Origin of the sequence: Bradyrhizobium sp., assembly GCF_022844465.1 — a bacterium.
Lineage (GTDB): Bacteria > Pseudomonadota > Alphaproteobacteria > Rhizobiales > Xanthobacteraceae > Bradyrhizobium.
The window spans coordinates 25,700-45,923 of sequence record NZ_JALHLP010000005.1 but is presented as its reverse complement, the minus strand read 5'-3'; the positions used below and the strand labels follow the sequence as shown (position 1 = coordinate 45,923).

The following is a 20,224-nucleotide window of genomic DNA, read 5'->3' as shown; positions in this document are numbered from 1 at the left end:
TCCCTCGATTAAAATTTGCGCAGCATGTCAGTAACCCAGCGCGCAGCCGTCCTTGCGGGGATCGGAGCCGCCGGTCAGCGTCCCCTTGTCCCAGTCGATCCAGATCGCCTGGCCGCCGCCGAGGGGTCCGACCACGCGGGTGGTCTTGTGCCCGATCTTCTGCAATCCGGCGACGATGTCAGCAGGAACGCTGTCCTCAAGCTGGTAGACGCCTTCATAGTGCAGGCCGCGCGGCATATCGATGGCCTCCTGCACGTCGCAGCCGTAGTCCAGCATGTTGGTCAGCACATGGCACTGCCCGACCGGCTGATACTGTCCGCCCATCACGCCGAACGGCATCACCGCGCGGCCGCCCCTGGTGACGAGGCTCGGAATGATGGTGTGCAGCGGCCGTTTGCCCGGCGCGATGCAGTTGGGGTGGCCCGGCTGGATGCGGAAGCCGCCAGCCCGATTCTGCAGCAGGATGCCGGTCTTGTCGGAGACGATCGCCGAGCCAAACGAATGCGCGATCGAGTTGATGAACGAGCAGACGTTGCGGTCCTTGTCGACCACGGTGATGTAGACCGTGGACGGATTCATCGGCGGCGCCACGTTCGGCAGATCGAGCAGCCGGTCCATGCTGATCTTGCTGATGTGCTCCTCGGCGAATTCCCGGGCAAGAATCCCGGCGACATCGACATGCACCTGCGCGGGATCGCCGATATATTGTTCGCGCATCATGTAGGCGATGCGCGCGGCCTCCGCCTCCAGATGGAAGCGCTCGACGCTGAGCGCGGGATACTTCGTCAGGTCGAAGCGCGAGAGGATGTTCAGCATCACAAGCATGGTGATGCCGGGGCCGTTTGGCGGGCACTGCCAGACGTCGTAGCCCTTGTACATCGTGCCGATCGGAGACGTCGTCTCGGTGGTGTGCGCGGCGAAGTCCTCCAGCGTGTGCAGGCCGCCGATGCCGCGCAGCGTTTCGACCATGTCGGCTGCTATCTCGCCGGCGTAGAACGCGTCGCGGCCGTTCTTGGCGATCGCACGTAGCGTCTTGCCCAGTTCCGGCTGGCGGATCAAATCGCCGGCCGCGGCCGGCTTGCCATGCGGCAACAGATAACGCGCGGTATTGACGCCGTTCTTCAGCTTCTCGAACTGGTTGTTCCAGTCGAACGCGATGCGGGGCGCGACGATGTAGCCTTGTTCGGCCGCCTTGATCGCGGGCTGCAGCAGGGAATCGAACCCCATCGTGCCATGGTCGCGCAGGATCGTATCCCAGGCGTCGATGGCGCCGGGAATGCTGACCGCATGCGCGGAGGTCAGCGGAACCGAATTGATCTTGCGCTCCAGATACCAGTCGGCGTGGGCCGCCATCGGCGCGCGGCCGGAGCCGTTATAGGCGACGATCTTGCCCTCACCCTTCGGCTGGATCAGCGCGAAGCAATCGCCGCCGATCCCGGTCGATTGCGGCTCGATCACACCGAGCAGCGCACAGGCCGCGACCGCGGCGTCCGCCGCGGTCCCCCCCGCGCGCATCACGTCAATGGCCGTCAGCGCGGCAGCCGGATGCGACGTCGCCACCATGGCGTTGCCGGCATGGACCGTCGAGCGGCCGGCGAAATGGAAATTCCTCATCACGCGTGCTTTCTTTCAGCGTTTATGGAGCTTGTTGGCGCATCCCACGGGGGTTCGCGGGCGGGTACAGCCGTTTCTTGGCACATTCCTCCCCGCCGGGGCAATGGTGGCATGCCAGGGGGCAATGCGCGGAATACGCAGGGCTTTACGGGCCTTTCCCCGGCCCGGCCCGGCTGATAAACGGTCGCGATGCTGCTCAAGGTCGCCGCCTTCTATCAATTCGCCGCGCTGCCCGATTTCCGGGCGCTGCGCGAGCCGTTGCGCGCGATCGGCGCCGACCTTGGGCTGAAGGGCAGCGTGCTGCTGGCGCATGAGGGCATCAACGGCACGGTGGCGGGGAGAAGTGAGGACATCGACGCATTCGTCGCCGAATTGCAGCACGGCGACCTCTTGGGCAACAGGCTCGATCGTCTCGAACTCAAATTCTCAAGCGCCAGCCAGATGCCATTTCAACGGCTGAAGATTCGGCTGAAGAAGGAAATCGTCACGCTCGGCGACAGCGCGGCCGATCCCACGCGCCAGGTCGGCGCCTATGTCGATCCGTCGGACTGGAACGCGCTGATCGCGGCGCCGGATACGCTGGTCATCGATACCCGCAACGCGTTTGAGGTGGCGATGGGCACCTTCGAAGGCGCGCTAGATCCCGGCATCAAGAGCTTCGGCCAGTTCAAGGAATTCGCCGCGCGCAAGCTCGATCCGGCCACGCACCGCAGGATCGCGATGTTCTGCACCGGCGGCATCCGCTGCGAGAAGGCGAGCGCCTACCTGTTGGCCAACGGCTTTTCCGAGATCTATCACCTCAAGGGCGGCATTCTCAGCTACCTGGAACATGTGCCAAAGGACGAAAGCCTGTGGCGCGGCGCATGTTTCGTGTTCGACGAACGCGTGGCGCTCGGCCACGGACTGCGGCAGAGACCGGTGGCGGCCGCCCATGAGTGATGTAACCGCCCTGAGCGAACGCCTCGACGCGCTGGAAGTACGGCTGACCTATCAGGATGAAACCATCGACACGCTGAACCAGACGATCACCGCACAATGGCAGAAAATCGATGCGTTGGGCCGCCAGCTGACCGAACTGAAAGAACGCCTGCAGGACGCCGAAAGACAGGCCCCGGGGCCGGCGAATGAACCGCCACCGCATTATTGAAGGGTCGCCGTATTTGAAGCGCGCAGGCGCGCGAAACGGCCCTCCTGCAAGGGCCGTTTCAGCAGTCCGTATCATGCTTTAGGTGGCGTCGTTTAACCTGGTGTTCATCGCCCCATTCGTCGGTTGAAGTCACCTGAAGACCGCACGCACCTTGTCCCATAGCGAGGGGCTTCGTCGATCGGCGTCAGCCTTTGACGGCGCCGGCTGGGTAGCACTGACAGGGTCCGAAGCTGGAAAGCTATCGACCAGCCCGGCATCCAGCTTCTGTTGGCTTTCCCGATCGGCGAGCATCGCTTCCCGGGGATTGGCGGCATGTTTATCATGCGCCGCAGGATCAAATTTCTCGGCCATAGGGTGCCTCCATGGCCAGGATAACGCGCCGGGCCGGAGCCAGTTCCACCACCCGGCCTTCTCTGTCCTTGGCCAAGCGTGAAGCGGCGTGTATCAGGGGCGCCGAAGATCAGCCCCGCACAGGAACCGGCACGTGTCCCAGAAATCCGCCGTCAAGCCGTTTCTAGAAGTGCTGTCCGGCCGCAGGCAGCCGGTGCCGCCGGTATGGATGATGCGGCAGGCCGGCCGCTATCTGCCCGAGTATCGCGAGCTGCGCGCCAAGGCCGGCGGCTTTCTCGACCTGTGCTTCACGCCGGAATACGCCACGGAGGTGACGCTGCAGCCGATCCGCCGCTTCGGTTTCGACGCGGCCATCATCTTCTCCGATATCCTCGTCATTCCCTACGCGCTCGGGCGCTCGGTTCGGTTCGAGGCGGGCGAAGGCCCCCGGCTCGATCCGCTCGACCAGCCCGAGCAGGTATCGACGCTGGCGCGGCAGGCCGATTTCAGCAAGCTCGAGCCGGTCTATGAAGCGCTGCGCCGGGTGCGCCGCGAGCTCGCAACCGACATCGCGCTGATCGGCTTCTGCGGCGCGCCCTGGACGGTCGCGACCTATATGGTCGCCGGGCGCGGCACGCCGGACCAGGCGCCGGCGCGCATGATGGCCTATCGCCATCCCGAGGCTTTTGCCGCGATCATCGACGTGCTGGTCGAAAATTCGATCCAGTATCTGCTCGGCCAGTTCAGGGCGGGCGCCGATTGCCTGCAGATCTTCGACACCTGGGCAGGGGTGCTGCCGCCGCGGGAATTCGAGCGCTGGTCGGTCGAGCCGGCCAGGCGCATCGTCGCCGGCGTACGCGCGCAGGCGCCTGACGCCAGGATCATCGGGTTTCCCCGCGGCGCCGGCGCGTTGCTGCCGGCCTATGTGGAAGCGACCGGCGTCGATGCGGTCAGCATCGACTGGGCGGCCGAGCCGTCCTTGATCCGCGAGCGCGTGCAGAGCCGCGTCGCCGTGCAGGGCAATCTCGATCCGCTGGTGCTGATCGCCGGTGGTGCGGCGCTCGACCGCGCCGTGGACGACGTGCTGGCGAACTACGCCGGCGGCCGGCTGATCTTCAACCTCGGCCACGGCATCCAGCCGGAAACCCCGATTGCGCATGTCGAGCAGATGCTGAAGCGGGTGCGCGCGTACAAGGGTTGAGGCCGTAGCTACCGCGCGTCTTCCAGGATCATGTCGGAGGCCTTCTCGGCGATCATGATGGTCGGCGCGTTGGTGTTGCCCGACATCAGGTCCGGCATGACCGACGCGTCGACCACGCGCAGGCCGTCGATCCCGCGCACGCGCAGCCGCTGATCGACGACCGCGAGCGGATCGCTTCCCATCCGGCAGGTCGAGGTCGGGTGATAGACCGTGCTGCCGGTGCGGCGACAGAAGTCCAGCAATTCGTCGTCACTGTTCACCTTTGTTCCGGGATCGACCTCCTCGACCGCATAAGGCTTCAGCGCCGGCGCGGCCAGGATCTTGCGCAGGATGCGGATGCCGTCGATGAAGGCGCGGCGGTCGGTTTCGGTGGCGAGATAATTGATGCGGATTTCAGGGGGAACGGCCGGATCGGCGCTCCTGATGCGTAGCGAGCCGCGGCTCTCGGGACGCAACTGACAGACCGACGCTGTGAAGCCGGAGCGCGTGTGCAGCTTTTCGCCCATCTTGTCGGTGGAGAACGGCAGGAAGTGAATCTGGATATCGGGGGACGCCAGCCGCGGACTGGTCTTGAAGAACGCCCCCGAGGTGCCGGCGGCGATGGTCAGCGGGCCCTTGCGCAGCGCCGCGTATTGAAGGCCGGCCATCACCCGGCGAAACGGGTTGTTGATGATGTCGTTGAGCGTGACCTTCTGCGCGCAGCGGGTGACCAGCCGCACCTGCATGTGGTCCTGCAGGTCGCTGCCGACGCCTGGCGCGTCGAGCACGATGTCGATGCCGTGCTGCTTTAGAAGATCGGCCGGTCCGACGCCGGAGAGCTGCAGCAATTGCGGCGAGTTGTAGGCACCGCTCGACACCAGGATTTCCTTGCGCGCCCTCGCGATGCGAACACGGCCGTCCTGCCGGTATTCGACCGCCCTGGCGCGACGCCCTTCGAACAGGATGCGCTGTGCCAGTGCCGAGGTTTCAACGTGCAAGTTGCCGCGCTTCCTTGCCGGACGCAGATAGGAGAACGCCGTGCTGGCGCGCCGGCCGCGCCGTGTCGTGGTCTGGAAAAACCCCGCACCCTCCTGCGTGGCGCCGTTGAAGTCGGGGTTGGTCGGGATGCCGGTTTCGGCCGCGGCGACCACAAAGGCCTCCGACACCGGATCGGCGTGCCGCCAGTCGGACACCGGCAGCGGCCCATCCGCGCCGTGATACCTGTCTGGACCGCGCTGCTGGTTCTCCGCCTTCTTGAAATAGGGCAGCACGTCGTCATAGCCCCAGCCCGTATTGCCGCGCTGGCGCCAGCGGTCGTAGTCCTCGTGCTGGCCGCGCACATACAGCAGGCCGTTGATCGAGCTGGAGCCGCCGAGCACTTTTCCGCGCGGCTGGAATACCTGCCGCCCGTTCAGGCCCGGTTCGGGCTCGGTCTGGTACATCCAGTTGACGGATTTTTCCTTGAACAGTTTGCCGTAGCCGAGCGGCACATGAATCCAGAGGTTGGTGTCCTTCGGGCCAGCCTCCAGCAGCAATACGGAGTGCTTGCCGTCGGCGCTCAGGCGATTGGCGAGCACGCATCCGGCCGAACCGGCGCCGACGATGACGTAATCGAATTCGGAAGTCTCGTTATTATTGTTCATTGTTTCCCCCGCACGCAGCCCAAGACAGGTAGCGGGGCCGGCACCGGGGGTCAATTGCCTCGCGGTCGCGGGTCAAGAAACCGACTAGCGATTGCCGCCGCTGTACGTTGATCGCACGGCGTTCCCCCCACGCATTGGACCGCACTGCAACAGCGTCGGCGGACCCATAGCAACACCTTTTCCCTTTCGCCAAGACTTCCCTTTCGCCAAGACTGAAGAATCGATTTCGATTGACGAAATCAACGTCTCTCTTCACCCTGCGCCGTCATGTGCGGCGTCCGATCGAGCCGTGCTTGCCCGCATCCCCTCGAACATCGACCATTCGTCCCGTCGAGCTGACCACACAAGCCAACCCAGGAGATGGCTGCGATCCGATCTTCGTTCAAAAGCCCGGCCAAATAAAAAAAACAAAAGGAAACGTCACCATGCGCATCACACGACGCCACATCCTGGCAACTGTCACCGCAACCGCCGTGCTTGGCGCGGCCGCCATGGCGCAAGCCGCCGAGACCGTTCGAATCGGCCTCCCCACCAAGACGTATTGGCCGACCACGATTGCGGAAACCGCAGTGCGCCAGAAACTGTTCGAGAAGGAAGGCATCGTCGCCGAACTGACGATCTATCGCGGCGGCGCCGAGACCTTCGAGGCGATGGCCGCGGGCGCCGCCGACGTCATTCTGACCGCCACATCGCTGGTGTCCGCGGGCCGCAAGAAGGGGGTGAACTCCAAGGTGCTCGCAAACGCCGCTACGGGCTATTATGGCTGGCAGTTGATGACGCTCTCGAAATCAACGCTCGGGGTCAAGGATCTGAACGGCAAGAAAGTCGCGATCACCTCCGCCGGCTCCGGCTCCGATCTGCTGGCGCTGTGGACGCAGCAGAACCAGAAGATCGAATTCACCCGCGTTCCGGTCGGCGGCGGCGGCCTGGTTCCGAACCTGCTCGCCGGCAATGTCGACGCCGCGGTGGTCTATTCGCCGCTCAGCTTCCAGATCTCCAAATCGGGCGAGGCGCGCACCATCCTCGACTTCTCCAGGGAAGTGCCGCCGAACCTTGCCGCCGGCTGGATCGCGCTCGACAAATATGTGCAGGACAAGCCGCAGACGGTGCAGAAAACGCTCAACGCGCTGTACGGCGCGCTGATGTTCATGCGTGCCAACAAGGACGTCTCGGTCAAGCTGATCTCCGACCTCTACGAGATTCCAGTTGAAATCGCGGTGCTGGAGTATGAAAATTCCATCTTGAAGCTGGAAACCGACGGCAGCATGGATGGGCCAAAAATTCCGGAGCAGATGCAGCTTGCACTCGACCTGGCCAAGGCAGGCGGCATGAAAGACCTTGGGCCGGCCGCGGAGATCATCTCGACGCAGTTCAAGCCGGTTCCGACCAAGCCCTGAAGGCTAGCGCGATGCGGAGCGGGCTCGGCGTAAAGGCGGCGCGGATTGCCATTGTCGTAGGAGTGTTTGCGGCATGGGAAGCCCTGTCGCGGACCGGCCTCGTCAATCCGCGCCTGCTGCCTTCCGCGTCCGACACGCTATCGATGCTCGGCGAGCTGCTGCAGCGCGCGAGCGTGCGCAAGGATCTGGCGGTGACCGGGAGCGAGGTACTGGCAGCGTTCGCGCTCGCCGTCCCCTTTGGCGCGTTGATCGGCTACTTTATCGCAGAGAAGCGCTACTTTGCAGACGTGGTAAAGCCCCTGCTGTTCTTCGCCTTCAGCATCCCGAAATCGATTTTCCTGCCGATGTTCATCCTGGTGTTCGGGGTCGGCTTCGCACAGAAAGTCGGGTTTGGGTTCTTCTCGACCATCTTCATCGTGATCATGTCGACGACGACCGCGGTGGAATCGGTCAAGGTCGAGCACCTGACGGTGGCTCGCTCCTACGGCGCCACACCCATGCAGACCGCGTTTCGCGTCTACCTGCCGAGCATGCTCCCGGTGCTGCTGGAAGCGTTGCGGATCTCGATGATCTTCAACCTTACCGGCATCATTCTCGCCGAAATGTACGCCTCGCGGGACGGCATCGGCCATCAGATCGCGACCTGGGGCGAGAGCTTCCAGATGAAACAGTTGCTGGCCGGCGTGCTGTTGATCGCGGCGATTGCGATCACTTTCAACGAACTGGTCAGGTGGGTGGAGACACGATGCAGCCATTGGCGAACATAACCCCGCTGAAGCCGGCCGGCGGGGTCGAAGTCCGCAATGTCGGGCAGATCTTCAGGACCGCGACGCAGGACGTGGTCGCGCTCGAGGACGTTTCGTTCGACGTCAAACCCGGCCGCTTTGTCGTGCTGGTCGGCCCGAGCGGCTGCGGAAAGTCGACGCTGCTGATGATGCTGGCGGGCTTGAGGCAGCAGACCTCAGGCACCATCACCGTCAGCGGCGCGCCGATTCGCGAACCGGATCCAAACCGGGTCGGTGTCGTCTTCCAGGAGCCCAGCCTGTTCCCGTGGCTGACGGCGGAAGAGAACGTCGAGTTTCCATTGGCTCTCCGCGGCGTCCCGAAGAGCGACCGCCGCACGAGGGCGCAGGAGGCCATCGAACTCGTCGGACTCGGCGGTTTCGGCAAGCGCCATCCGCACGAGTTGTCCGGCGGCATGAAGCAACGTGTCTCGATCGCCCGCGGACTGGTGCAGGATCCGCCGGTGCTGCTGATGGACGAACCGTTTGCCGCGCTTGACGAACAGACCCGCATGACCATGGGCGACGAGTTGCTGCGAATCTGGGGAGCGACCGGCAAGACCGTGGTGTTCGTCACCCACAGCCTCACCGAAGCCGTCTATCTCGCCGACGAGGTCATCGTGATGTCGCCGCGCCCCGGCCGCATCGTTGATCACCTGCAAGTCTCGCTGCCCCGCCCGCGCACCTACGAAATGCTGAGCGGCGACGCGTTCGGCAGCCTGCGCGACCGCATCTGGCAACACATCCGCAGATCGGCGTGAGGTAACATGACCGCGACGACGCTTCGCAGACTGATCGTGATCGGCCTGATAGCATTGTGGGAAATCCTGCCTTCGCTGGGTTTCATTCCGGAGCTGTTTCTGCCATCGCTGTCCTCGACACTGCTGGCAGGATGGAGCGAGGCCGGCGAGTATGGTCATGCGCTTGCCGTGACGCTCTACGAAGTCGCGATCTCGATGGTGTTCGCCTGCGGCGGCGGCATCCTGCTCGGCGCCATCGTCGGCAGCCTGCCGCGCCCGCGCATCCTGATCATGCCAATGGTCTCCAGCCTCTATGCGGTGCCGCTGGTCATTCTCTATCCGGTGTTCACGGTCTGGCTCGGCATCGGCTCGGAATCCAAGATCGCATTCGCATCGATCTACGGCTTCCTGCCGACGATGCTGGCCACCGCCGCGGGAATTCAGACCATCGACCCGCAATTGCTGCTGGCCGCCCGCAGCATGGGCGCGACGCTGACCCAACGGCTGGTTCGCGTCATCATCCCGGCCGCCATCCCGACCGTACTGTCAGGGCTGCGCGTCGGCGGCGCGCTGGTGATCGTCGGGGTGGTGGTGTCCGAGATGCTGGTCTCGTCGGCCGGCATCGGCTACCTGATTTCCCGCTACCGCACCATCCTCGACAGTCCGCATGTGTTTGCCGGCGTCCTGCTGGTGCTGGCGATGGCGATCTCCTTCAACGCCCTGATCAGATGGATCGAGCGCAAGGCGGCCATCTGGCAGACCGGCAGCCGCGCCGGACAAAACGCATCGACCCAAATCGCCCCCGCCGCCCTGCAGCCGGCGACGTGACCGAGCGGATGCATGTTCGACAACCCGCGCTGCATGACCTGCACAACAGCAACGGCCAGGAGGCCATCGTGAACCTGCCAAAGCATCTGCTGCCGACCACTGTGGTCGGAAGCTACCCGCAGCCGGAGTGGCTGGTCGATCGCGCGATGCTGTCGAAGGTGGTGCCGCGCACGCGCATGCACGCGATGTGGCGGCTTCCGGCCGAGCATCTGGAGGAAGCGCAGGACGACGCCACCATCGTTGCCATCCGCGACATGGAGCGCGCGGGAATTGACATCGTGACCGACGGCGAAATCCGCCGCGAGAGCTATTCCAACCGCTTCGCCACCGCGCTTGACGGCATCGACGACGAGAATCCGGCCATCATCACCGCGCGCAACGGCAGCCAGACGCCGGTGCCGCGCGTGGTCGGCGCAGTGAAGCGCGGCCGGCCGGTCGAGCGGCGCGACATGGAATTCCTGCGCCAGCACACCGACCGCGCCGCCAAGATCACCCTGCCCGGCCCGTTCACGATGAGCCAGCAGGCCAAGAACGAATATTATGCGGACGACGAGGAGCTGGCGATGGCGTTCGCCGCGGCCGTCAACGCCGAAGCGCTGGACCTCGAAAGGGCCGGCGCCGACGTGATCCAGCTCGACGAGCCCTGGGTGCGCAACAATCCGGACCTCGCCCGGCGCTATGCGGTGAAGGCCATCAACCGCGCGCTGCAAGGCCTCACGGTGCCGACCGTCGTACATCTGTGCTTCGGCTACGCCGCGGTCGTGCCTGGTTCGACCAAGCCGGCCGGCTATTCCTTTCTCGCCGAGCTTGCCGACACCAGCGCCGACCAGATATCGATCGAGGCGGCGCAACCCCGGCTCGATCTCGGCGTGCTCCGGGATTTGTCGTCGAAGAAGATCATGCTGGGCGTGCTCGACCTCGGCAACCCCGAGGTCGAGACGGCGGAAACCGTGGCGGAGCGAATCCGCAACGGCCTCAAGCACGTCGCCGCCGACCGCCTTGTGGTCGCGCCGGATTGCGGCATGAAATACATGCCGCGCCCAACCGCGTTCGGAAAACTGCAGGCGATGTGCGAGGCCGCCGCAACCGTGCGGCGGGAAATCAGCTAGGTCCGGCACGCTGTTCGATCAGACCGAGAAATTGTTCGAACGGATCCTCGGTGCCGATGCGCACCGGATGAATCGGCTCACGGGAAAGGCGCAACCAGTTCTCGGCCTCGGCCAGCCAGTAGGTCTTGCTGTTCGGTTCACGCCGCGCGAGCTGCCTGCAAAGCGCCGCCCGCGAGCTCAGCTCACAGTGAGTTGTCATGTGCTACATCCCCTGCCCTGGGATGTTTTCATGTAACGCCATTCGGACTGGACGCCTTTGACCTGCGTCAATTCCAGGCGAAGATCCGACCTCGCCGGCAATCGCAGATCAGGACGGCGACGCCGCGCGCCGCGACGCGGTGAGGCCTTCGCGCAGGCTCGGCACGACGACGAGGCGCTTGACCTCGCCATTGCGGTACGCGGCCAGGAACTTGTCGTAATCCTTGATCGAGACGCAACCGTTGGAATCGCCGTTGGGTCCGAGCAGGTAGCTATGGACCAGCAGTCCCGAGCGGCCGTGGGTCTCGCCCTCGCCGACCGGGGTCATGCGAAGCGCCGCGACGCCGTGAAACGGCCGCTCGCGCGGCCTGAGATCGTAGACGTTGGGCGGGGTTGCGCCGACATTGCGCCGGTCGACATGCGCGGGGTCGTCCATCAGGCTGCCGAAGCCGGAATGGGCCTCGAGCTTGGCACCGTTGGGCATGTAGACCGCACGCGCCGAGATATCGTAGACGGCGGTGAAATTGTCGTAGCCGAGCGCGGCCAGGTCCTTCCGCTCGCCCAACAACCCGTCCGAGGGCGTCAGCGACGCCAGCGTGAAGCGCATCGGCACCAGGTCGGCGAGCCTGTCGAACATGGTGCGGTTGTCCGAGCCGCCCTGCGGCGCGTCGCTTCTCGGGGCCAGACTGGCCTCGGCCGGCCGCGACCTCGGCAGCGGAATCATCGCCTCGACGGACGGCGCCGGCTGTCCGCTCCGGAGCTCCCGCGATTGTCGGTCCAGCAGCCGGTTGATATGGGCAAACTCCGCCTCAAAGTCCGGACGCTGCGAACCGGCGACGGGACGCGTTGACAAACCGGCCAGCGACGGGCGCAGCGATCGAGTGGCAAAGCGGTCCTCGAACGAGGATACCGCGGCGACGTTGGCCGATGCGGGATTGTGCAGCAAGGCGGCGAGGTCGAATCCGGTTATCCACGCCGCCAGCCCCGACGCCACGGCGAAAGCGGCAACACCGAATGCCACCTGGCCTGCCAATCGGGCGCCGCGGCTTGAAGCAAGCCCGGCCGCGCTGGTGCTGATATGATCCATCCGTCCCCGGCTCGGCTCCCGGAATCACGCGATATTCCGGAAGTGAATCACTGACTAAGTCTGGCCATCATGTAAGCTAAAGTAAGGCATAATCGAGACGGCCGAGCGCACCCGGCGATTAAGGTCGGTGGACCGGATGGGTGTTCGGCGCAGGCGCCGGCTCCATTTCGGCATGTTCGGGCAGCTTCTCGGCACGTACCGCGAGCGCCGGCCCGATCCAGATGGGATCATCAAGGTGATCGCGGCGCGGATTGGTGGTGTTCGGATGCACCAGTACGCTCAACCGGCCATGGTTCAGCATCAGCCACGGAACAAATTCGGGGAATATCTCGCGGGCAAAGGCCACCTGGTACATCGCCTGATCGTGCGGGCCGACCTTGACGTCGTGCCACCGTCCGAGCGTCACCGAAAAGCGCTCGCCGATCCAGTTGCGAAGCCGCTCGGCCTCAGGCCGCGTGGTCGCCGGGTCGTAGTAGATATGGGCGTGATAACTGGCGATCTCGCCGGTCGATCGCGGCCCATCCGCGTCCTGCCCACCCGTCATCACGTTGCTCTCCGGTCATCGCTACCAAGCGGCTGCAATGATCGCGGCAACGGGCGGCAGGGTCAATACGTGGTGGACAGGCAGCCGGTACGCCCGCTGCTCGCCGTCAAGGCCGGTTTCAGTTCGCCTTGCCGAACAGCACCGGCAATTGCCGCGGGCCGCGAACAGTGCCTTCCGACCAGGTGACCTTGCCGGCCGGGTCCAGCCGGAATTCCGGAATCCGCTTCAGCCATTCCTCGATCGCGACCGTCATTTCCATCCGCGCGAGGTTAGAGCCGACGCAGCGGTGAATGCCGAGGCCGAACGCGGCATGCCGGTTTTCCTTGCGGTCGATCACCACCTTGTCGGCGTCGGGGAACATCGCCGGATCGCGGTTGGCGGCGGGGAACGACAACAGCACCATGTTGCCGGGCTTGATCGGACAGCCGCTGATGGTGGTTTCCTTCATCACCTCGCGCGCCATCGTCACCGGCGAATAGGCCCGCAGCAATTCTTCGACCGCGAGCGGCATCAGCTCCGGCTCCGCAACCAGCCGGGCGCGGTCCGCGGGCGTCCTGGCCAGATGCCAGAGCGAGGAACCGATCGCGCTCCAGGTGGTATCGATGCCGGCAATCAACAGCAACCGCAGCGACCCCAGCACATGGCCGTCGGACAAAGGTTGGCCGTCCTTGTCGCGGGCGTTCATCAGCGTCGAGATCAGATCGTCGGTCGGGTGCTGCTTGCGATGCTCGATGTGGCCGGCGAAATAGGCGGTCATCTCCTGCACCGCGCCCATCAGCGCGCTGTCATCCTTGATGCCGAGTTCGAGGATGCCGTGAATCCATTTGATGAAGAGATCGCCGTCCTTCTCGGGAATCCCGAGCATGTGGGCGATGGCGCGAACCGGAATATGCTTGGTGTAGCGAGCCGCGGCGTCGCATTTGCCGTCGGCGATGAACTCGTCAATCAGTTCGTTGCAGATGGCGCGGACCCGCGGCTCCAGCTTCTTCATCGCATCGGGCGTGAACGGCGGCAGCAGCAGCTGCTTGGCGGGCTTGTGGGCCGGCGGATCGGAGGTGATCGGCGGCGCGGTCGCGGTAATGTCGGGGCGGACGTCGCGCACGATGACGCGGCGGGAGGAGAAATGCTCGGTGTCGTAGGCGATTTCCTTGACCGACTGGTAGGTGGTCGGCAGATAACAACCAAGAAACCGCTCGGTGTGGACCACCGGCGAGACCGCCCGCAGCTTGTCCCAGATCGGAAACGGGTTTTCGGTCCATGCCGGATCGGTGTGGTCGAAATCATTGACCCAGTCGGTCACCGGCGGATGTTCGGGCATGACGCTGGCGGAATCGGACATCGGGCGAATTCCTCTGCTTGGTTCGTTCAAATCAAGATTGACCCAATCGTTCTCAGGACCGGACTATTCCTCGGTCACTTCGATCGCGATTTCCGGACAGTTGGTCTGGGCGAGCCACGCCTTGTCTTCCAGGCCCGCCGGCACCGAGCCGTCGCCAATTTCGTGGGCATTACCGAACCCATCAAGTTCGAACAGTTCGGGCGCCAGTGACTTGCAGCGCGCGTGTCCCTGGCACTTGTCCTGGTCGACGCGGATTCTCAGCTTTCCGGCCATGCAGCGTTCCCCTCTGTGGCGCTTGCCGCGCATGATCTTGTTCTTGACGCGTTGCCGTTTCCGCGCAGCGAAGCGCCCGGCGCACGGTTAAGTTATATCATATTACATTCGCGCCGGCATTGTGCTGTCAAGTCAAAACTTATAGATCATGACATTGAAATGCCGCCACGACCCGCACGCAAAGCGCTCAACGCCTATCACCACGGGGATCTCCGCGATGCCCTGGTGCAGGCCGCGTTGCGCGAGGTCGAGCTTGGCGGCCCGGAAGCGGTCAGCATCAGCGCGCTTGCCAGGAAGCTCGGCGTCTCGCAGCCCGCGCCCTACAAGCATTTCGCCGACCGGGAAATGCTGCTGACGGCCGCCACCGCCGAGGCGTTCCGCCAGTTCTCAGCCATGCTGCGGGCGGCGATCGAAAAGCCGTCGAATCGCTCGAAGCTGTCGCGCTTTGCGCAAGTGACGCTGGATTTCGGACTGCGCCGCAACGGCGTGTATCGCCTGATGTTCGCCTCGCGCATCATGGCCTGCGCCCCGAAAGGCAGCGAGCTCCACGGCGCGGCGATGGAAACCTTCGAGCTCTTGCTGGAGGCGCTGGAGGCGCCCGCCGTCGACCTGCTGCGCGAACGAAGCGCCCTGAAGATCTGGGCCGCGCTGCACGGCGTGGTCATGCTGGCCGAACAGGGACTGCTCACCGGCCAGCTCGCCGGTGTCAGCCGCGAGGAACTGGTCGAAGACATCGTCGAGCAAACCAAGCTGGCGCTGTCGGTCGCGATCAAGGCGGCGGGCAAGGCCGGCCGGTGACAGTCAGGGACATCGAATGGTCGTTGCGGCAAGGCGCACCGAAGCGCATCACCGGCGAGCGTCGTTGCCCTTGCCGCCCTGCGGCGAGAACGACTGGTTGCTGAACGGCGACGCCGCGGGGACTTTCATGACGATGAAGCCGCGGCCGATCGATTGATGACAGGCGTTGCATCCCGTCGTCAGTTCGGCGAATGCCCTGCTGAAGGCCGCGCTGTTACGGGCGGCGATCGCGCGCTCGATCGACCTGATCGGCGGATCGACCATCGTGATATTTTCCACGGGTATGTCGGTATAGAGCGCGACGGCCTCGGTGAGGCTATCCCGCACCAGCTCAAGCTGGTAACCGGCGAGCTGCCAGTTCTTCTGCGCGCCGGCGGTCCAGAGCTTCATAGGCCTGAACTGGACCGCGCTCATGATGTCGACAAGCCGCGGCGGACTTCGACGACGTCTGGGCGGCAACTGTCAACGGCAGTGCCGATCCGGCGGCGAGCGCGGCCAACGCCGCGAGATTTCTCATGCTCCTGCGCATAAAATTATTCTGCGCGGTATTCGGCGGAAGCGATTGACCTGGGTCAATCTCGAAGGAGCATCGCGAGGCAGATGAAATCAAACAACCCGTTCGGCACGAGGTTGTCACCCATGTCTTGGGTACGATCCGTTACCTATGTGTCCGGGCCGGACAAAGATTTCAGTGGTAGCGAGAGAGGGACTCGAACCCCCGACCCCAGGATTATGATTCCCGTGCTCTAACCAGCTGAGCTACCTCGCCACGGTTCACCGTCGCGGCAAGCCATGCCGCATTCGCGAACGCGCGGCATATAAGGAGCGGGTCAACGGCCTGTCAAGCAAAGCCATTGGAACGGCCAAGCGCCTGCAAGATGGCGCTATTTCGGCCGGATCGTGGGGTCGCCACCGGGGCTGCCCGGCGGCGGAATCACCGGCGTATTGCCGGCATCCGGGGTCGGCGCGACAATTTCAGGATCGATCCCCCGCGGCGGACACAGCACGCCATCGGCACGGGCCAGCTTGTCGCTGAGCGGCTCGGCCCGCTGCCCGGTGGTCGTTCCGTTCGGAACCGCGGCGCCGGGTTGCTGGATCGGTGCGCAATCGAGCGGTCGCGCAGTCGATGGCGGCGCGGTTGGCGTCGGGGGCGTCGCTGGCGTGGGTGGGGCCTGTGCGCCCGCCGCAGTCGCGGCGGCGATCAACACAGAAGAGAGCAGAATGGTGCGCTTGTTTCCCATGAGAGGAAAACGGCCAGGGCGCGCCGAGGTTCCGCGACAAGATTGAGGTGCTGTTGATCCGGACCAGAAATCGTTCAGGATTTACGGAAGCGGATCAGCGAGAAATGCCCCATCGGCGGCATCGGGCGCCGCTCGGTCAGGGTGACGCCGCCATGCCCGGCGGCCCAGTCGGTCAGCCGCGCCCAGGGGAATTCCGGCCGCCAGCCGAGTCGCCGCGCCAACGGCGCGAACGCCAGTTCGAAGACGCGGCGCGGGCCGCTCTCGGCGCCGATGTGATTGACCAGAATGAGTTCGCCGCCGGGTTTCAGCACCCGGATGAAATCATCGAGCGTGCGCTCCGGGTCAGGCACCGCGGTGATGACATATTGCGCGACTACCGCATCGAAAAACGAATCCCTGAACGCCATGTTGCGGGCGTCCATCACCGCGAGGGTTTCAACATTGGTGAGCCCGAGCGTATCGACGCGCTTGCGCGCCCGGCGCAGCATCGGCTCGGAGATATCGACACCGCACAATCTCGTGCTGCGCGAATATTCCGACAGCGAAAGGCCGGTGCCGACGCCGACGTCGAGAACGCGCCCGCCGATCTTGTCGGCTTCCGCTATGGTCGACTGGCGCCCCTGGTCGAACACCTTGCCGAACACCAGATCGTAGACCGGCGCCCAGCGTCCATAAGCCTTCTCGACCCCCTCGCGGTCGATATCCGCAGCCATTCCCTCTGCCCCGATATCTTAGCCGCGCACCGCTTCGACAAGCCGCGCGCGCGTTTCCCCTGTCCCCGACGCCGTGTTCCGTGCGGTGGCACTCTTGATGAATCCGCCGCCCAGCACCCGCGCCCGCCCCGACGGCGCATCGTAGAAGACGCACGCCTGGCCGGGCGACACGCCCTCTTCGCCGGCCACGAGTTCGACCTCATAGCCGCCATCGACCGCGCGCAACCAGGCCGGCTGCGGCGCGCGCGTCGATCGCACGCGCACGAAAATCTCGAGCCCGTCTCCTATGACCTGCTCCAACAGCCCGTCGCCGATCCAGTTGACCTCGCGGAGCCGGATGCGATCCATCCGCAGCGCCTCGCGCGGTCCGACCACGACCTGACGACTGACCGCATCGAGCCTGACAACGTAGAGCGGCGCGCTGGATGCGATGCCCAGTCCCTTGCGCTGGCCAACGGTGAAATGCACGATGCCCTGGTGCCGGCCGATGACCCGGCCCTCGAGATCGACGATGTCGCCGGGCTCGATCGCGCCAGGCTTCAGGCGGCCGATGATGTCGGTGTAACGGCCGGTCGGCACGAAACAGATGTCCTGGCTGTCCTGCTTGTCGGCGACGTCAAGGCCAAAGCGGCGCGCCAGTTCGCGCGCCTGCGGCTTGGTCATGTCGCCGAGCGGAAAACGCAGATAGTCGAGTTGCTCGCGCGTGGTCGCGAACAGGAAATAGCTCTGGTCGCGATCGGAATCCGCCGCGCACACCAGCGCCCGCGATCCGTCGCCCAGCCGCCGCGAGGCGACGTAGTGCCCGGTGGCGAGCGCGCGCGCGCCCAGTTCGCGCGCGGTCGAGAGCAGGTCGCGAAACTTGATCGAACGGTTACACTCGATGCAGGGCACCGGCGTTTCGCCGAGCGCGTAGCTGTCGGCGAAACTGTCGATCACGGATTCGCGAAAGCGGCTTTCATAATCGAGCACGTAATGCGGGATGCCGATGCGTTCGGCGACGGCGCGGGCGTCGTGGATGTCGCGGCCGGCGCAGCAGGCGCCCTTGCGGTGGGTCGCCTCGCCATGGTCGTAGAGCTGCAGCGTGATCCCGACAACGTCATAGCCCTCGGACTTCAGCAACGCGGCCGTCACGGAAGAATCGACGCCGCCGGACATCGCGACCACGACCCGCGTGTCCTGCGGCCGGCCTTCGAGATCGAGACTGCTTGGCATGGCAGGGGTCATCAAATTCAATCGCGCGCATCGTACCTGCGCGCCGCGGCTAGGGTTAAAAAGTCTTTTACAGATAAGACTTTGGAGTATCTGTCGAGGACATCTTTCGATCAGGCCGGGCCGGACCGGACGCCGCCCTTTAATATATGCCGTATCTTCGGGAGGCAATCTGCCGCCCCCGTTTGAGAGGGCTATTGGACGGCAAATCTTGCCGCCGGGCAGAAAAGGGGCGAGCAGCTCGCCCCCGATCAACCGCCTGTTCTCACCTAATGCATTGATATTTAATGGTATATTCCTGCTGCCGGCGCTGGCCCGGTCCTTGCTGATGGATAACCGAAGTTCCAGCGCGAGGGTCGGCCGTGGTCAACGTCACATCAGAAGTCTTGGCAAGCGCATCATTTCAGGGCGCGTCAACGCGCGCCGCACGGCCGGACCCCGATCAATCTGCCGGCAGCGACAGTTTCGCGGCCCTGGTCCAGAGCAATACCGCCACCGCCAACGGCGACAATCGCGCCCAGGAACGCATTCAGGACCGCGCTCAAGACCGCCAGCATGATCGCGCCGCCCAGGACGCCCCTCCCCCGCGCCGCTCCGATGACCCGCAACCGGCCTCCGATAACCGCGCCCGCGACACCGCCGCGGCGGACAAATCCGCGCCGGATCAGGCCGCGCGCTCCGATACGAATGACCGCGATGCCGCAACCAGGGTACGCGAGGAGGCCGGCGCCGATGACAGGGAAAAAACCGATCTGAGGGACCAGGCTGATGCCAAAGCGGATGCGGGGATCGACGCATCGAAGCCCGAGACGACCAGAACGAGTGAATCCCGTCAGCTATCTTCCGGCGACGACACTGCGGAAAACGAAGCAGCCGACGCGGCACCGGATGGAGCGGCACTGCTAACGGCCGACGCCGTTGCCGTCGTCCTTGCGACCACCGCAGCGCCGGCCGCTATTCCGACAACGCGCGCCGAAAATACAGCAGCGCCGCTGGCGATTGCCGCAGCCGCGATCGCCGCATCCGCCGCGCTGGCCAGCGAAGCCGCGCCGGCGACGCCCGCACCTGAAGCGGCCGACGCCGACCCAGCTGCGACCGCGAACGCCAAGGCTGAGGGCAAGATCAACGCGCAGGGCGCAATCGGCCAGGCGGTCAGCGCCGTCGCCGTTTCTGCCGACCCCACCGCCAAAACGGGCATGGCGCAGGCCGCTGCCGTGGCGGCGGCCACGCCCGCCGCCACGAAACCCACCGTCCAGCTCAAGAACCCGATCGTCGCCAAGGAAGCCGCTTCGACCACCGGCGAGCAAGACGGCGCGGCCAACGCAACCGACGCCGCCACCGCGGCGCCGGATGCCGACGCCATCGCGCCCGCGGCCGCGCCGCAGCCGGACGCCGCCGTGAAGCCGAAGACCGATCACGGCGCAGTCGAGGCGGTGAAGGCCGACGGCCCGGGCAATTCCGCCGCGCCATCGACTCCCCATGCGACCGCACATTCGGCACCGGCGGATCTCGGCCAACCGCCGGTCAACTCTTCCGGCAACGGCCCGCAGGTTGCGGGCGCGATCCAGATCCTGCCGTCATCCGCGCCGGGCGCCCCGGCTTCCGCCGCTCAACTGACCGCCACGGCAGCCAGCAGCGCCGCGGTGCCGCTGAGCGGGCTGGCGATGGAGATCGCCGCGTCCGCCCTGAGCGGCAAGACCCGGTTCGAAATCCGGCTCGATCCCGCCGAACTCGGCCGCATCGACGTTCGCATTGATATCGATCGCCACGGCCAGATGACGTCGCACCTGACGGTCGAGCGGCCGGAAACGCTGTCGATGCTGCGACAGGACGCCAACCAGCTGCAGCGCGCGCTCGACAACGCCGGACTTTCGACCGGAGATAACGGGCTGCAATTCAGCCTGCGCGACCAGTCCTCGCAAGGCCAGAACGACCAGCCCAATCCCAACGCGCAGCGGCTGGTGGTCGAGGAAGAAAGCGTCCCCGCTGTGGTCGCCAACAGCTATGGCCGCATGCTCGGTTCGAGCAGCGGCGTCGATATCAGGGTTTAGG

22 protein-coding genes and 1 tRNA gene are annotated in these 20,224 nt (G+C 65.0%); 10 read left to right on the top strand and 13 right to left on the bottom strand.

Annotation, left to right across the window (positions count from 1 at the left end):
- Positions 1 to 27: 27 nt before the first annotated feature.
- The gene (gene ggt / locus Q0D31_RS11385) at positions 28 to 1,614 is read right to left on the bottom strand and encodes a gamma-glutamyltransferase (RefSeq protein WP_291850656.1); all 1,587 of its coding nucleotides are present in this window, start codon (positions 1,612 to 1,614) and stop codon (positions 28 to 30) included.
- A gap of 189 nt (positions 1,615 to 1,803) precedes the next feature.
- Between ggt and Q0D31_RS11380 the strand changes: the two genes are divergently transcribed.
- Together Q0D31_RS11380 and Q0D31_RS11375 are read left to right on the top strand one after the other, a co-directional pair.
- Positions 1,804 to 2,553 (top strand): rhodanese-related sulfurtransferase, encoded by a 750-nt coding sequence (locus Q0D31_RS11380; RefSeq protein ID WP_291850074.1) that lies wholly within the window; start codon positions 1,804 to 1,806, stop codon positions 2,551 to 2,553.
- Complete coding sequence (locus Q0D31_RS11375; RefSeq protein ID WP_291850071.1) at positions 2,546 to 2,761, top strand: SlyX family protein; 216 nt, start codon at positions 2,546 to 2,548, stop codon at positions 2,759 to 2,761. The genes Q0D31_RS11380 and Q0D31_RS11375 overlap by 8 nt, the downstream gene beginning before the upstream one ends.
- 129 nt (positions 2,762 to 2,890) lie before the next feature.
- Here Q0D31_RS11375 and Q0D31_RS11370 read toward each other — a convergent pair whose 3' ends face one another.
- Positions 2,891 to 3,112: a hypothetical protein gene (locus tag Q0D31_RS11370; RefSeq protein WP_291850068.1), complete on the bottom strand. Its 222-nt coding sequence runs from the start codon at positions 3,110 to 3,112 to the stop codon at positions 2,891 to 2,893.
- Between the two features lie 133 nt (positions 3,113 to 3,245).
- On the opposite strand from Q0D31_RS11370, the gene hemE reads away from it, so the two are divergent.
- On the top strand, positions 3,246 to 4,292 hold the full coding sequence (hemE, locus tag Q0D31_RS11365) for a uroporphyrinogen decarboxylase (RefSeq protein ID WP_291850064.1): 1,047 nt from the start codon (positions 3,246 to 3,248) through the stop codon (positions 4,290 to 4,292).
- An 8-nt stretch (positions 4,293 to 4,300) separates the two neighbouring features.
- On the opposite strand, the gene Q0D31_RS11360 is transcribed toward hemE, so the two are convergent.
- Positions 4,301 to 5,914: a choline dehydrogenase gene (locus Q0D31_RS11360; protein ID WP_291850061.1), complete on the bottom strand. Its 1,614-nt coding sequence runs from the start codon at positions 5,912 to 5,914 to the stop codon at positions 4,301 to 4,303.
- A gap of 425 nt (positions 5,915 to 6,339) precedes the next feature.
- Between Q0D31_RS11360 and Q0D31_RS11355 the strand changes: the two genes are divergently transcribed.
- The 5 genes from Q0D31_RS11355 to Q0D31_RS11335 all read left to right on the top strand — a co-directional run bounded on the left by Q0D31_RS11355 (position 6,340) and on the right by Q0D31_RS11335 (position 10,770).
- Entirely contained in the window at positions 6,340 to 7,311 is a 972-nt protein-coding gene (locus Q0D31_RS11355; protein WP_291850057.1) for an ABC transporter substrate-binding protein, read from the top strand.
- A gap of 11 nt (positions 7,312 to 7,322) precedes the next feature.
- Positions 7,323 to 8,078: an ABC transporter permease gene (locus tag Q0D31_RS11350; protein ID WP_291850054.1), complete on the top strand. Its 756-nt coding sequence runs from the start codon at positions 7,323 to 7,325 to the stop codon at positions 8,076 to 8,078.
- Positions 8,057 to 8,854 carry an ABC transporter ATP-binding protein gene (locus Q0D31_RS11345; RefSeq protein ID WP_291850051.1) on the top strand — a complete coding sequence of 266 codons (798 nt, stop codon included), beginning with the start codon at positions 8,057 to 8,059 and terminating at the stop codon, positions 8,852 to 8,854. Before Q0D31_RS11350 ends, Q0D31_RS11345 begins: the two co-directional genes overlap by 22 nt.
- Before the next feature lie 6 nt (positions 8,855 to 8,860).
- Positions 8,861 to 9,661, top strand: coding sequence for an ABC transporter permease (locus Q0D31_RS11340; RefSeq protein ID WP_291850048.1), 801 nt, complete (start codon positions 8,861 to 8,863; stop codon positions 9,659 to 9,661).
- Between the two features lie 68 nt (positions 9,662 to 9,729).
- Positions 9,730 to 10,770, top strand: coding sequence for a 5-methyltetrahydropteroyltriglutamate--homocysteine methyltransferase (locus Q0D31_RS11335; protein WP_291850045.1), 1,041 nt, complete (start codon positions 9,730 to 9,732; stop codon positions 10,768 to 10,770).
- Here Q0D31_RS11335 and Q0D31_RS11330 read toward each other — a convergent pair.
- The 5 genes from Q0D31_RS11330 to Q0D31_RS11310 all read right to left on the bottom strand — a co-directional run bounded on the left by Q0D31_RS11330 (position 10,763) and on the right by Q0D31_RS11310 (position 14,211).
- Positions 10,763 to 10,969, bottom strand: coding sequence for a hypothetical protein (locus Q0D31_RS11330; RefSeq protein WP_291850042.1), 207 nt, complete (start codon positions 10,967 to 10,969; stop codon positions 10,763 to 10,765). The genes Q0D31_RS11335 and Q0D31_RS11330 overlap by 8 nt on opposite strands.
- Positions 10,970 to 11,077: 108 nt before the next feature.
- Complete coding sequence (locus Q0D31_RS11325) at positions 11,078 to 12,055, bottom strand: DUF2778 domain-containing protein (RefSeq protein WP_291850039.1); 978 nt, start codon at positions 12,053 to 12,055, stop codon at positions 11,078 to 11,080.
- Between the two features lie 118 nt (positions 12,056 to 12,173).
- Entirely contained in the window at positions 12,174 to 12,599 is a 426-nt protein-coding gene (locus Q0D31_RS11320) for a DOPA 4,5-dioxygenase family protein (protein ID WP_291850035.1), read from the bottom strand.
- A 118-nt stretch (positions 12,600 to 12,717) separates the two neighbouring features.
- Entirely contained in the window at positions 12,718 to 13,938 is a 1,221-nt protein-coding gene (locus Q0D31_RS11315) for a cytochrome P450 (RefSeq protein ID WP_291850031.1), read from the bottom strand.
- A gap of 63 nt (positions 13,939 to 14,001) precedes the next feature.
- Positions 14,002 to 14,211: a ferredoxin gene (locus Q0D31_RS11310; RefSeq protein ID WP_291850028.1), complete on the bottom strand. Its 210-nt coding sequence runs from the start codon at positions 14,209 to 14,211 to the stop codon at positions 14,002 to 14,004.
- Between the two features lie 159 nt (positions 14,212 to 14,370).
- Between Q0D31_RS11310 and Q0D31_RS11305 the strand changes: the two genes are divergently transcribed.
- Entirely contained in the window at positions 14,371 to 15,009 is a 639-nt protein-coding gene (locus Q0D31_RS11305; RefSeq protein WP_291850025.1) for a TetR/AcrR family transcriptional regulator, read from the top strand.
- Between the two features lie 48 nt (positions 15,010 to 15,057).
- Here Q0D31_RS11305 and Q0D31_RS11300 read toward each other — a convergent pair whose 3' ends face one another.
- The 5 genes from Q0D31_RS11300 to mnmA all read right to left on the bottom strand — a co-directional run bounded on the left by Q0D31_RS11300 (position 15,058) and on the right by mnmA (position 18,175).
- Positions 15,058 to 15,423, bottom strand: a complete 366-nt coding sequence (locus Q0D31_RS11300; RefSeq protein WP_291850022.1) for a hypothetical protein — start codon at positions 15,421 to 15,423, stop codon at positions 15,058 to 15,060.
- A gap of 278 nt (positions 15,424 to 15,701) precedes the next feature.
- Positions 15,702 to 15,778, bottom strand: a tRNA-Met gene (locus Q0D31_RS11295).
- A gap of 115 nt (positions 15,779 to 15,893) precedes the next feature.
- Positions 15,894 to 16,250, bottom strand: a complete 357-nt coding sequence (locus Q0D31_RS11290) for a hypothetical protein (RefSeq protein WP_291850019.1) — start codon at positions 16,248 to 16,250, stop codon at positions 15,894 to 15,896.
- A 74-nt stretch (positions 16,251 to 16,324) separates the two neighbouring features.
- Positions 16,325 to 16,963: a methyltransferase domain-containing protein gene (locus tag Q0D31_RS11285; RefSeq protein WP_291850016.1), complete on the bottom strand. Its 639-nt coding sequence runs from the start codon at positions 16,961 to 16,963 to the stop codon at positions 16,325 to 16,327.
- Between the two features lie 18 nt (positions 16,964 to 16,981).
- On the bottom strand, positions 16,982 to 18,175 hold the full coding sequence (gene mnmA / locus Q0D31_RS11280; protein WP_291850013.1) for a tRNA 2-thiouridine(34) synthase MnmA: 1,194 nt from the start codon (positions 18,173 to 18,175) through the stop codon (positions 16,982 to 16,984).
- Positions 18,176 to 18,534: 359 nt separating this feature from the next.
- Between mnmA and Q0D31_RS11275 the strand changes: the two genes are divergently transcribed.
- Complete coding sequence (locus Q0D31_RS11275) at positions 18,535 to 20,223, top strand: flagellar hook-length control protein FliK (protein WP_291850010.1); 1,689 nt, start codon at positions 18,535 to 18,537, stop codon at positions 20,221 to 20,223.
- Position 20,224 lies beyond the last annotated feature (1 nt).